Below are 12213 nucleotides of genomic sequence, written 5' to 3'. Positions count from 1 at the left end.
CTGAACAGGAGGCTAAAATGCGCAAGATCAAATGTGCTTTGATCGGATCGGGCAATATCGGCACCGATCTGATGTACAAATTGCTCCGCTCCGAGGTGCTAGAGCCTGTGTGGATGGTGGGCATCGACCCCGAGTCCGAGGGCCTGAAACGCGCCGCCGAGAAGGGGTTGAAAACCACGCATGAAGGCATTGACGGTCTGCTGCCCCATGTCGAGGCGGACAATATCGAAATCGCCTTTGACGCGACATCGGCCTATGTGCACGCGGCAAACAGCGCCAAGCTGAACGAACTGGGCGTGCTGATGGTCGATCTGACGCCTGCCGCGATCGGCCCGCTGTGCGTGCCGCCGGTGAACCTTGCCGATCTGGCGGGTGACCGCCCGATGAACGTGAACATGATTTCCTGCGCGGGTCAGGCCACGATCCCGATGGTGGCTGCGGTCAGTCAGGTGCAGCCGGTGGATTATGCCGAAATCATCGCGTCGCTGAGTTCGAAATCCGTGGGTCCGGGCACCCGCGCGAACCTTGATGAGTTCACCTACACGACCTCTAGCGCGTTGGAAAAACTGGGTGGCGCGAAAAAGGGTAAGGCGCTGGCTATCATCAACCCTGCCGAACCGCCCCTGATCATGCGCAACACGGTCTATTGCGAGGTCGAAGGCACGCCGGATCAGGACGCCATCACCGCATCCGTCCACGCCATGATCAAAGAGGTCCAGCGCTATGTGCCAGGCTACAAGCTGGTCAACGGGCCGGACTTTGATGGCAACCGTGTCGCGATCTTCCTTGAGGTCGCGGGCCTTGGGGATTTCCTGCCGACCTATGCGGGCAACCTTGATGTGATGACGGCGGCTGCCGCCCGTACTGCTGAAATGTTCGCGGAACGTATCCTTGACGGATCCTTTGTTCTGCCCAAACCGGAGATGGCCTGATGTCCAAAAGCGCAATGGAAGGTATGAAGGTCAAGCTGCATGATATGTCCCTGCGGGACGGGATGCATGCCAAGCGGGAACAGATTTCCGTCGATATGATGGTGCAGATCGCGCGTGGTCTGGACGCCGCCAAGGTGCCTTATATGCAGGTCACACATGGCGCGGGTCTGGGCGGCAATTCGATCCAGCACGGCCGCGCGTTGGCCTCTAACGCCGAATATATCTCGGCCGTCGCGGACGTGGTGGAAAACTCTGTGATCTCGGTTCTGCTGATCCCGGGTCTGGGCACTATGGCCGAACTGAAAGAAGCCTATGACTGCGGCGCGCGATCGGTCCATGTGGCGACCCACTGCACCGAGGCCGATACATCGCCCCAGCACATCGCCTTTGCCCGCGAACTGGGTATGGACACCACCGGCTTTCTGATGATGTCGCATCTGAACAGCGCCAAAGGTCTGACCGAACAGGCGCTTTTGATGGAAAGCTATGGCGCGAACACTGTCTACGTCACCGACAGTGCGGGCGCGATGCTGGGCCACGAAGTGACCGAAGCGATTTCGATGATGCGCGACGCGCTGAAGCCGGAAACGGAAATCGGGTTCCATGGTCACCACAATCTGGGTCTGGGTGTGTCCAACTCGATCGCCGCGATTGGCGCAGGCGCGACCCGCATTGATGCCTCGCTTGCGGGCCTTGGGGCAGGCGCAGGCAACGCGCCTATCGAGGTGCTGTCCGCCGTCTGTGACCGCATGGGCATCGACACCGGAAGCGACACGTTCGCGCTGATGGATCTGGCCGAAGATGTGGTCGTGCCTTTCATGGATCACGTGGTCCGTGCCGACCGCGAGGCGCTGACACTGGGCTATGCCGGTGTGTATTCGACCTTCCTTCTGCCCGCCAAACGCGCGGCACAGCGGTTCGGTCTGCCGGCACGCGACATTCTGGTCGAACTGGGCCGCAAAAAGATGATCGGCGGCCAAGAGGACATGATCCAGGACACCGCCATGACCATGGCCCGCGAACGCGAGGCTGCGGCTGGTTAAGCATTGGTCATAGCCGGAGGATGGCCATCCTTCCGGCTCTGGCTGCCAAAGACGCGCGCCTTGTCTCGTGTGTCTTCGTTTCTGGCGCTGCTGCGCACCCGTGATACGCGGGATGGTTTTCGGGGTATGGATGCGTCGTGTATCCCTGTTGTGTGGGCCCGGTATCGTCCGGCGTGCGCACGGCGCCAGAAACACCCACTTCCTGTTCTGCTTTTTCACAGTCCGGCATTGCACGGTTAAACCCTTGCAACCGGTCCCAACCTGCTGGATTTTAGGGCTGTATTTGAAAAGGGCGGACACATGGCGGCACATTCTGGCGGTGACTTTGATTATATCGTGATCGGGGCAGGGACGGCAGGATGCCTTCTGGCCAACCGCCTAAGCGCTGATCCGAAGAACCGCGTGCTTCTGTTAGAGGCTGGTAAGCCCGACACCTATCCTTGGGTGCATATCCCCGTGGGGTATCTTTACTGCATTGGCAATCCGCGCGCTGACTGGCTGTATAACACCGAACCGGACAAGGGCCTGAACGGGCGGTCGTTGCGCTATCCGCGTGGCAAAACGCTGGGCGGATGTTCGTCGATCAACGGCATGATCTATATGCGCGGACAGGCGCGGGACTATGACAGTTGGGCCGATCAGACGGGCGAAGAGGACTGGCGCTGGGCGAATGCGCTGCCCGATTTCAAGGTCCACGAAGATCACTACAAACTGGACAACGGCGCTGATCCCAAAACGGGCGACAACAGCCGCTTTTCGGACATGCACGGGCACGGCGGCGAATGGCGCGTGGAAAAACAGCGCCTGCGCTGGGACGTGCTGGACAGCTTTGCCGATGCCGCCGAACAGAACGGCATTCAAAAGACGGATGACTTCAACAGCGGCGATAACGCGGGCGTCGGGTATTTTGATGTGAATCAGCGATCTGGCTGGCGCTGGAACACGTCCAAGGCCTTTCTACGCCCCGCCAAAACGCGCCCCAACCTGACGATTTGGACCGAGGCGCAGGTGGTCAAGCTGACGTTTGAGGCTGGCGACGATGGCCGGCCGCGTTGTACCGGCGCGCAGGTCGATCACAAGGGCCAGATCGTGGATGTGACCGCGACGCGCGAAGTGGCGCTGTCCGCAGGTGCCGTGAACTCGCCCAAGATATTGCAGCTGTCGGGCGTCGGCCCTGCCGCGCTGTTGCAGCAGCACGGCATCGACGTGGTTCTGGACGCGCCAGGGGTGGGTGAAAACCTGCAGGACCATCTGCAAATCCGCGCGGTGTTCAGCGTTGAGGGTACAAAAACCCTGAACACTTTGGCCAATTCCCTGTTCGGCAAGGCGATGATCGGTCTGGAATACGTGCTGAAACGCTCTGGCCCGATGAGCATGGCCCCAAGCCAGTTGGGCGCCTTCACCCGTTCCGACCCGAACCGCCCGCATGCGAACCTTGAATACCACGTCCAGCCCCTGAGCCTTGAGGCCTTCGGCGAAGACCTGCACGACTTCCCTGCGATCACAGTCAGCGTCTGTAACCTGAACCCGTCCAGCCGCGGCCACATCCGGATCGGGTCATCTGACTACCGCGATGCGCCCAAGATCACACCCAACTATCTGGCGACGGAAGACGACCGCAAAGTCGCCGCCGACAGTTTGCGGCAGGTCCGCTCGATCATGGCGCAGCCCGCGATGCAGCAATACAAACCGGCCGAGGTCAAACCCGGCACGCAGTATCAGACCGACGAAGAACTGGCCAAACTGGCAGGCGATATCGCGACAACGATCTTCCATCCTGTGGGCACCACCAAGATGGGCCGCGATGACGACGCGATGGCGGTTCTCGATCCGCACCTGCGCGTGCGCGGGATCAGTGGCCTTCGCGTGGTTGATGCAGGCGTCATGCCCACCATCACCAGCGGCAATACCAACGCCCCAACCCTGATGATCGCAGAAAAAGCGGCACGCTGGATGCTGGCGGATGCGTAGCCTTCGGCGATTTTCTAAAACGCGTCGTCTAGAACGCCACGGTCCCTGAAACGCAAATCCCTGACGCGGACGCGCTGGGCGGCTTGGATGTGGGCGCGGGTGGCGGCTTCGGCGGCAATTGGGTCGCGGGCCTTGATTGCGGTCATCATGGCGCGGTGTTCTTCTACGGCGTTGCGGGCGCGTTCGGGCTGGGTCAGGGTCGTAGGGCCCAGGATCATCAGCGCCTTTTGCAGGCCGGTAATGGATTTCGTTAGAAAGCGGTTCTTGGCGGCGTCCAGCAAAGCGGCGTGAAACAGGCGGTTCAGCTTGAACGCCTCGGGCGTGGCACCGGCCTTTTCCAACTCGTTATTCAGCGCCTCAAGTTCTTCGATTTCGATGTCCGATGCGGCGCGTGTGGCCAGTCGCGCGGCGGTGCCTTCCAGCACGGCGCGCATCTCGTAAAGCTCCATCACCTCGGCGTAATCCAGCGTGCGGATGCTGGCGCCCTGGCGGGGCACGTGGGCCACCAGACCGTCGGCTTCCAACTGGCGGATGGCTTCGCGCACGGGGGTGCGGGACACGCCCAGCCGGTCGGCCAATTCGGTCTCGCGCAAGCGGTCTCCCGCGTTCAGGCGGCCCGCGCGAATGTCGTCCAGAAGCTGGCTGTAAACGGACTGTCCCTGCGCGTCCTGTTGGCTGTCGTTTTGGCTGGTCAAACGTCTTATCCTGAATTATGTATCCGGATGAATACAGTTGGATACAAGATTCGTCAAGGAACGCCGAGTGGCCCTAAATTCCCCTACCTCCCAACGACTTATGACATTGTCCTTTGCCTGCGCCGGTGTCGCGTTCTTTTGGATTCTCGATTTGCCATTGCCGTTTCTGTTCGGCCCCATGTTCGCTTGTCTCGTCGCGGCTCTTGCTGGTTTCCGCCTGAAAAGCTTTGGTCAGGTGTCGGTCGCGGCACGCACCATTCTGGGCATCGCCATCGGCGGGTCGATCACCCCTGCGGTCGTGGCGCGCCTGCCGGAAATGGCGCTGTCCGTGGCGATTGTTCCGTTCTACATCGCGCTGATCGGGTTGATCGGCGTTCCCTTCTTTCGCCGGGTGTGGAAGTTCGACCAACCCACCGCCTATTACGCCGCGATGCCGGGCGGTTTGCAGGACATGGTCATCTTCGGGATCGAGGCAGGGGGCGACGCGCGCGCCTTGTCCTTGATCCATGCGACGCGCGTTCTGATCGTGGTCACGCTCGCGCCGATTTTCCTGACCCAGCTTTATGGCCAAAGCCTGACGAACCCCTTGGGCGTGCCTGCGTCCGAACTGCCGATCCACGAGATGGCGCTGATGGTTGTGGCGGCCTTGGTTGGCTGGAAGGGCGGTGAAAAGCTGGGCCTGTTCGGCGCGTCCATCCTTGGCCCGATGATTGTGGCGGGTGCTTTGTCGTTGGGCAATGTGCTGCACGGTCGCCCACCGGCCGAGGCGATCCTGACCGCGCAGTTCTTTATCGGATGCGGCATCGGCGTGCATTTCGTGGGCGTGTCGTGGCGCGAACTGTCGCGCGATGTGGCGGCAGGGGCGGCTTACGTTGTGATCCTGTCGATCCTTGCGGCCATCGTTGCCTATGTGGTGACCCATGTCGGGCTGGCCGCTGGGACCGAGGCATTTCTGGCCTTCGCCCCCGGTGGTCAGGCGGAAATGACGGTTCTGGCCATCGTGGCAGGGGCCGATCTGGGATATGTCATCGCGCATCACCTGACGCGGATCGTGCTGGTGATCATCGGATCGCCCATAATCGCGCGGCTGATGCGAAGGCGTTAGGCGGTCAACGTGGCCGCCATGTGCAGGCTTGCGCGGACACCGTCCACCAACAACAGGTCCGTCTCCGCTTGAGCCTCGGCCAGCAGCCCCGCCATGCCTGCACAGCCCAAGGCGATGGCCTGAACACCATCTTCGGCTTCGGCCCGTTTGATTTCGGCGATGACCTTGGCGTTGGCGGCTTTGGGATCGGACTCCAGTTCCAACACAGGCACGTCGCTGGCCCGCACACGGGACAAATGGGGCGACAGCCCGTAAGTCACAATGTTGCTTTCCAAAATCGGAACGGAAACGGCCAAAGTTGTCACCACCGAAAACCGTCCGCCAGCGCAGGCGGCCACGTGGTAGGCGGCTTGCCCGATCCCGATGACGGGGCAGGCGGCGATGTCGCGGGCTTCATAAAGCCCTGTGTCGTCAAAACACCCGATGATGATTGCGCTGGCCCCTTGGTCCGAGGCTTTCTGAACCAGTTTCAACATGGGGGGCACGGCAGCGTCTCCGTCTTCGCCCCCCTGAATGGAGGGCGGCCCGTCATGGGATGTCCACGCCTGCACCTCAATTCCGGGCAAGGTGCGTTCCGCCGTGCGTTGCATTGCTTCGGTCATGGCGACGGTGCTGTTGGGGTTGATCAGAACGATCATACCATGCCCTTTCCCGCATCCGATCCGGCGCGCGCCTTTCGTTTTGTGCTGACCCAGGTCAGCAACAGGAACGCCCCGATCATGATCAGCGAAAATCCGGTGGTCAGCGTTCCCAGCGCATAAAGCACGGGCGTCGTGACGTTTGTCGTCATCCCGAAAATCTCAAGCGGCAGGGTGTTGTAGCTGCCCGCCGTCAGCAGCGTCCGCGCGAATTCGTCGTAGCTGAGCGTAAAGCCGAACAGCGCCACCCCGATCAGCGAAGGCGCAATGATCGGCAGCACCACATGGCGGATGGTTTGCCATGACGTGGCCCCCAGATCGCGGGCGGCTTCTTCATAGCTGCTGTCAAAACGGTTGAAGACGGCGAACATGATCAACAGGCCAAAGGGCAGGGTCCATGTCAGCTGCGCGCCAAAGCCCGAGGTCGCCCAATGCACCGTCATCCCCGACTGGCTGAACATCAATCCGACGCCCAGTGAAATCAGGATCGACGGAATGACCAGCGCCGTGATGATCAGGTAGAACAGGATGTTCGATCCCGGAAAACGGCGGCGGAAGGCAAGGCCACCCATGACCGAGACGACGACGGTCGTGACCATCACCATCAACCCCAGCACCAGACTGCGGCTGAAGCTGCCCCAGATGTCACCCACGGCCTGTTGTTCGAAAAGATCGCGGAACCAGTGCAGCGACACGCCGTTCATCGGGAAGGTCAGGCCACCGCTTGGGCCCTGAAACGACAGGATCGCGATGGTCACGGTAGGCCCATAAAGGAACAGCATGAACAGCGTGAAAAACGCGGCGAGGACATAGAAGGAACGGGAACGGGGCTCCATCTTACAGCTCCTTTCTGATGTCGACGAACCGCAGCAGGATGCCGATCACGATCAACACGGTACACAGCAGAACAACCGCAGTGGCCGAGGCCGAGGGATAGGCCAGCAATGCCACGTCGTTGGAAATCAGGCGGCCCACGTTGGCCGATTGGCTGCCTGACATAAAGCGCACGGTGATAAAGTCGCCCATCACCAGCGTGACCACGAAAATCGTGCCGATCATGATGCCGGGTTTGGTCAGGGGGATGATCACATTCCACAGGATTTGCGCACCATTGGCACCGGCGTCGCGTGCGGCCTCGATCAGTGACTTGTCGATCCGCATCATCGTGTTGAAGATCGGGACGACCATGAACAGCGTGTAAAGGTGCACGAAGGCCAGCACGACGGCAAAGTCGCTGAACAGCAGCCACTCCAAAGGCTCGTCAATCACGCCCCAAGATATCAGCGTCGAATTGGCGATACCGTTGCGGCCCAGAAACGGAATCCACGAAATCATACGGATGATGTTCGACGTCCAGAAGGGGATCGTGCACAGCAGAAACAGTGCGATCTGCCAGCGTAGTGTGCGGATGTGGAAGGCTAGAAAATACGCCACGGTAAAGCCGATCAGCAGCGTCGCCGCCCATGTGATCAGTGCATATTTGAAGGTGTTGAAAAACACCCGATAGGTCACCGAGGACCCGAAAAGGAATTCGTAGTTCTCAAAGACAAAGGCAGGGATGATCGAAAATTCGGTCGCTCGCCAGAAACTGACGATCGCGATCATCGCGATGGGGCACACCAGAAAGACGAACAGCACCGCAACAAGCGGCGATACCATCATCAGGCTTTTGGAATTGGGGGACAGGCGCATCGGTTGGTTGCCAATCATTGTCTTTGATATTCAGGGGTTGGCGTGGGGGCCAGCGGCCCGCACGCCCCGGTCGGTGCCGTTAGGCACCGAAACCATGTCAGATCAGGCCGCGATGAATTCGTTCCATTTGCGGACCATGTACTGGTTTTCGTCCATAACGGCGTTCCAGCAGGCAACCTTGCCCATACGGTCATAGAACGAACCGCCATCACGCACCGCACCTGCGGTTTCCATGACGTCGCCGAACGGGTTGGTGATGTCGCCCTGTGCAGGCTTGCCTTCGAACCAGAAGCCCCACTCGTCTTCGGTCATGTAGTTCTTGGATGTTTCCGGAACGGCCGAATAGTAACCCTGACGCATCAGGAAGCCGCCGACCCAGCCATCAAGGTACCAGTTGATGTATTCATAAGCCGCGTCGCGTTCGAGACCGGTCAGCGCCGCCGACATGCCGATGCCGCCACCCCAGCTGCGATAGCCTTCTTCCAGCGGCTGGTAGACGCAGGGGATGCCTTTGGATTTGACCGCTGTGATCGCGGGCGACCACATGGACTGGATCACCACCTCGCCCGAGGCCATCAGGTTGACGCTTTCGTCGAACGACTTCCAGAAGGCACGGAACTGGCCGTTTTTCTTGGCTTCGGTAAAGATGCCAAGGGTCATGTCGATTTCTTCTTTCGTCATGTTGCCCTTGTCGGGGTATTTGTATTCACCCATCGACTCGACCACCATCGCCATGTCCATGATCCCGATGGACGAGATATCGAGGATCGATGCCTTGCCCTTGAATTCGGGGTTCAGCAGTTCGGACCAGTTGTTGATCGGGCGACCGATCAGGTCGGGGCGGATGCCCAGCGTGTCGGCGTTGTAGATTGTCGGGATCAGCGTCATCCAGCCGGATTCATTGTCCACAAACTCGGTGCCGTTCTGACCTTCGACAAAGCCCACTGTGTGGGGCGCGGTGCCTTGGGCGATCTCGCTTTCCGGTGTCAGCTTACCGCTGCGGAAAATGCCGACGATCTTGTCATAGTTCTTGATCTTGGACGTATCCATCGCCTGCAGGTTGCCTGTCGGCCAGACCTTTTTACAGATCCAGTATTCGATGTCGGCAATGTCAAAGCTTTCGGGCTGTGTCGCCGCGCGCTGTGTCACGCTGTCGGAATCCAGCGCTGTCATCTCAAGCGTAAAGCCCAGATCTTCTTTCACCTTGGCGGCAACCTCGTTCAGGTTGGAAACGCCGGTGCCGAACTGGCGCAGGGTCACATCCTTGATGTTCTGCGCCCAGATCATCGGCGCCCCTAGGGTGGAGCCCGCCGCAAGGGCCGTGCCCCCGGCCAGAAGTTCGCGTCGTGTCATTTTGGTCATGTCATACTCTCCTTGTGGGTCTATGCGCTCAGCTTGTGCAGCTGGTCTGTTTCCCAGGTCAGTCCGACGGGATCGCCCGGGTTATTCGGTTGCTCAAAGAAACGGGCGTCAGGCAAAAGCGCGGTGACCTCTTGGTCGCCGGCAATGCGTGCCGATACCGAAACATGGGTGCCTTGGAATTCGATCGCGGTGACAGTCCCGTCGATGGACCCTGCGCCGGGGGCCGACAGCCCCACCGCATCGGCGCGAATGGCATAGGTGCCGTCAGCCAGCGACACCACGTTGTGACCGCCCATGAACCGCGCGACAAAGGCGGTCTTGGGGGTGTTGAACACCTCGCGGGCTGTGCCCGCCTGTTCGATCACCGCGTTGTTCATCACGACAATCTCGTCGGCCAGCGCCAACGCTTCGTCCTGTCCGTGGGTGACGTGCAGAAAGCTGATCTTCAGTTCCTGCTGCAGCTTGCGCAGTTCAGCGCGCATCTTGATCCGCAGGAACGGGTCTAGCGCTGACAGTGGCTCATCTAGCAGCAACAACTGCGGCCGCGTGATCAGCGCGCGGGCCAGTGCGACACGCTGCTGCTGACCGCCCGACAGTTGATCCGGTAGCCGGTCCGCCAGCGCCGACAGGTCCACCAGTTCCAGCATCTCGCCCGCTTTCTTCAGGCGCTCGCCCTTATCGACGCCTTTCATCTTCAGGCTGAAGGCCACGTTTTCCGCAACACTCAGGTGCGGGAACAAGGCATAGCTCTGGAACATCATCGCCGTGCCGCGCTGAGCGGGGGGCAGGTGCGAAATGTCCACGCCACCCAACAGGATCGCGCCGTCGCTGACGGTTTCATGCCCTGCGATCATCCGCAGGGTCGAGGATTTGCCACAGCCCGACGGCCCCAAAAGGCAGGTGTAGCTGTTCGGACGGAAATGATGCGAAACGGCGTCTACAGCGACCGTGTCGCCATAGCGTTTCGTGACCGATACGAGTTCAAGCTCTTTGGTATTCAGACTCATGTCGCCTCCTGCGTTGGGACTACAGGAGCGACTTTTTGCGCCGCAGCAAAAATTCAGTGACTGTGATGTGGGTGGAATCCTGATGTTGCTGAAAATTTCCGCAGAAAAAATTCAATCTGGGTAAATATTGAGCGCAAAACTGTATACAATTTTTAAAAACATCCCGTACAACACTGTGGCGGGTTGAGTGAGCGCGGTGCTTTTGTCAGAACCAAAGGCAAGGAGACGACATGGACCCCGCGATCATCAAAACCCCGTCAGCAAGACCCGCACAGCCCTTGGCCGAGGACGTGACCCGCGCGCTGACGCTGGCCATCCACGAACACCGGATCAAACCGGGGATGAAGCTGGGCGAGGATGAACTGGCCGATATCTATGGCGTGTCCCGCACGGTCGTCCGCTCTGCGCTTCATGCTTTGGCACATCTGCAACTGGTCGATATCCAGCGCAACCGCGGGGCTTTTGTCGCCCAGCCAACCCTGCGCGACGCGCGCGAGGTGTTCGAGGCCCGCGAATTGTTGGAACCGCGTATCGCCCGCATGGCCGCTGCCAAGGCCACGGCAGAAGACATCGCCCTTTTGCAGCAGCACATCCATGACGAACACGCGGCATTGGCCGAGGCCGATCATGGCCGCGCGCTGCATCTGTCCGGCCAATTCCACATCGAAATCGCCCGCATCGCCGATCAGCAAACCATCGCGGCCTTTGTCGAAAGCCTGATTTCCCGATCCTCACTGATAATTGCGCTTTATTGGCGGCGCGAAAGCGCCCTGTGCGAAAAGCACGCGCATCATGAACTGGTGCAGGCCATCGCGGACGGGAACGGGGACAAGGCCGCTGATCTGATGCGGTCGCATCTGGTCGATCTGCATTCCGCGCTGGACCTGCGCGAACAGGACGAAGCGCCACGATCCCTGAAAGACGCGCTGCTGTAATCGGGTCGGCCACACCCGTACCTAATGGCAACTTGTCGGGCGCTCCGTTGGCCTCTACCTTTGGGCAGACCGGAACAAGAGCCGAAGCAAGACGCGTGAACCCCAGCACTTCCAGATCAAAGCCGCGCCACAACACGCGCCTGACGCCATATTCACTGCTGCTAGCCTTGGCCGCGCTGCAAATGACGGCCAGCGCCGCCTTTGCCCATGACGTCACCCCCGGTGACGCTGGCTACATTCAGGAAATTTGGGGCGTCCACATCGTGCCCTTCATCTACCTTGGCGCCAAGCACATGATCACGGGTTATGACCACATCCTGTTCCTGCTCGGCGTGGTGTTCTTTTTGTACCGCATGAAAGACGTGGCGCTTTACGTCAGCCTGTTTGCACTAGGCCATTCCATTACTATGTTGCTGGGCGTTTGGTATGGTTGGGGCATCAACGCCTATATCATCGACGCCATTATCGGCCTGTCTGTCGTCTACAAGGCGCTGGATAACCTTGGCGCGTTCCAGAAATGGCTGGGGGTCCAACCCAACACCAAGGCCGCAACCCTGATCTTTGGCCTGTTCCACGGCACGGGTCTTGCGTCGAAAATCATCGATTACCAGATCGACCCCGAGGGCCTTCTGGCCAACCTTCTGGCCTTCAACGTGGGCGTCGAAATCGGCCAAATTCTGGCGCTGTTCGTCATTCTGATCGTCATGGGTTACTGGCGGCGCAGCCCTCGGTTCATGCAACAAGCCACCTACGCCAACTGGATTATGGTCGCCCTTGGCCTTTTGCTGACCTACCAGCAGATCGCCGGCTACCTCGCCAGCACATAAGAACAG

The 12213-nt window shown here is 60.0% G+C and carries 12 protein-coding genes; 6 read left to right on the top strand and 6 right to left on the bottom strand.

What is annotated here, in order from left to right:
• Positions 1-17: 17 nt before the first annotated feature.
• The 3 genes from C4S59_RS15535 to C4S59_RS15525 all read left to right on the top strand — a co-directional run bounded on the left by C4S59_RS15535 (position 18) and on the right by C4S59_RS15525 (position 3946).
• Positions 18-932, top strand: coding sequence for an acetaldehyde dehydrogenase (acetylating) (locus C4S59_RS15535; protein WP_103911434.1), 915 nt, complete (start codon positions 18-20; stop codon positions 930-932).
• Positions 932-1975: a 4-hydroxy-2-oxovalerate aldolase gene (gene dmpG / locus C4S59_RS15530; RefSeq protein WP_103911433.1), complete on the top strand. Its 1044-nt coding sequence runs from the start codon at positions 932-934 to the stop codon at positions 1973-1975. Before C4S59_RS15535 ends, dmpG begins: the two co-directional genes overlap by 1 nt.
• A 300-nt stretch (positions 1976-2275) precedes the next feature.
• Entirely contained in the window at positions 2276-3946 is a 1671-nt protein-coding gene (locus C4S59_RS15525) for a GMC family oxidoreductase (protein WP_103911432.1), read from the top strand.
• Between the two features lie 14 nt (positions 3947-3960).
• Here the strand turns inward: C4S59_RS15525 and C4S59_RS15520 are convergent, their stop codons facing one another.
• Positions 3961-4641 (bottom strand): GntR family transcriptional regulator, encoded by a 681-nt coding sequence (locus C4S59_RS15520; RefSeq protein ID WP_103911431.1) that lies wholly within the window; start codon positions 4639-4641, stop codon positions 3961-3963.
• A gap of 100 nt (positions 4642-4741) precedes the next feature.
• Between C4S59_RS15520 and C4S59_RS15515 the strand changes: the two genes are divergently transcribed.
• Positions 4742-5746, top strand: coding sequence for an AbrB family transcriptional regulator (locus C4S59_RS15515; RefSeq protein ID WP_103911430.1), 1005 nt, complete (start codon positions 4742-4744; stop codon positions 5744-5746).
• Here the strand turns inward: C4S59_RS15515 and C4S59_RS15510 are convergent.
• From C4S59_RS15510 to C4S59_RS15490, 5 genes are all read right to left on the bottom strand, one after another.
• Positions 5743-6384, bottom strand: a complete 642-nt coding sequence (locus C4S59_RS15510) for an aspartate/glutamate racemase family protein (RefSeq protein ID WP_103911429.1) — start codon at positions 6382-6384, stop codon at positions 5743-5745. The two genes, C4S59_RS15515 and C4S59_RS15510, sit on opposite strands and share 4 nt — an antisense overlap.
• Entirely contained in the window at positions 6381-7220 is an 840-nt protein-coding gene (locus C4S59_RS15505) for an ABC transporter permease (RefSeq protein ID WP_103911428.1), read from the bottom strand. The genes C4S59_RS15510 and C4S59_RS15505 overlap by 4 nt, the downstream gene beginning before the upstream one ends.
• Position 7221: 1 nt before the next feature.
• The gene (locus tag C4S59_RS15500) at positions 7222-8094 is read right to left on the bottom strand and encodes an ABC transporter permease (RefSeq protein WP_234994792.1); all 873 of its coding nucleotides are present in this window, start codon (positions 8092-8094) and stop codon (positions 7222-7224) included.
• Between the two features lie 84 nt (positions 8095-8178).
• Positions 8179-9438: an ABC transporter substrate-binding protein gene (locus C4S59_RS15495; protein WP_103911427.1), complete on the bottom strand. Its 1260-nt coding sequence runs from the start codon at positions 9436-9438 to the stop codon at positions 8179-8181.
• A gap of 20 nt (positions 9439-9458) precedes the next feature.
• A complete protein-coding gene (locus C4S59_RS15490; protein ID WP_103911426.1) occupies positions 9459-10445 on the bottom strand; it encodes an ABC transporter ATP-binding protein in 987 nt (328 codons plus the stop codon).
• A gap of 230 nt (positions 10446-10675) precedes the next feature.
• Here C4S59_RS15490 and C4S59_RS15485 point away from each other — a divergent pair, with 230 nt between their 5' ends.
• Together C4S59_RS15485 and C4S59_RS15480 are read left to right on the top strand one after the other, a co-directional pair.
• On the top strand, positions 10676-11380 hold the full coding sequence (locus C4S59_RS15485) for a GntR family transcriptional regulator (RefSeq protein ID WP_103911425.1): 705 nt from the start codon (positions 10676-10678) through the stop codon (positions 11378-11380).
• Between the two features lie 182 nt (positions 11381-11562).
• Positions 11563-12207, top strand: coding sequence for a HupE/UreJ family protein (locus tag C4S59_RS15480; protein WP_103911504.1), 645 nt, complete (start codon positions 11563-11565; stop codon positions 12205-12207).
• Positions 12208-12213: the final 6 nt, after the last annotated feature.

Origin of the sequence: Thalassococcus halodurans, assembly GCF_900108225.1 — a bacterium.
GTDB lineage: Bacteria > Pseudomonadota > Alphaproteobacteria > Rhodobacterales > Rhodobacteraceae > Thalassococcus > Thalassococcus halodurans.
This window is presented reverse-complemented; position numbering and strand designations above follow the sequence as displayed.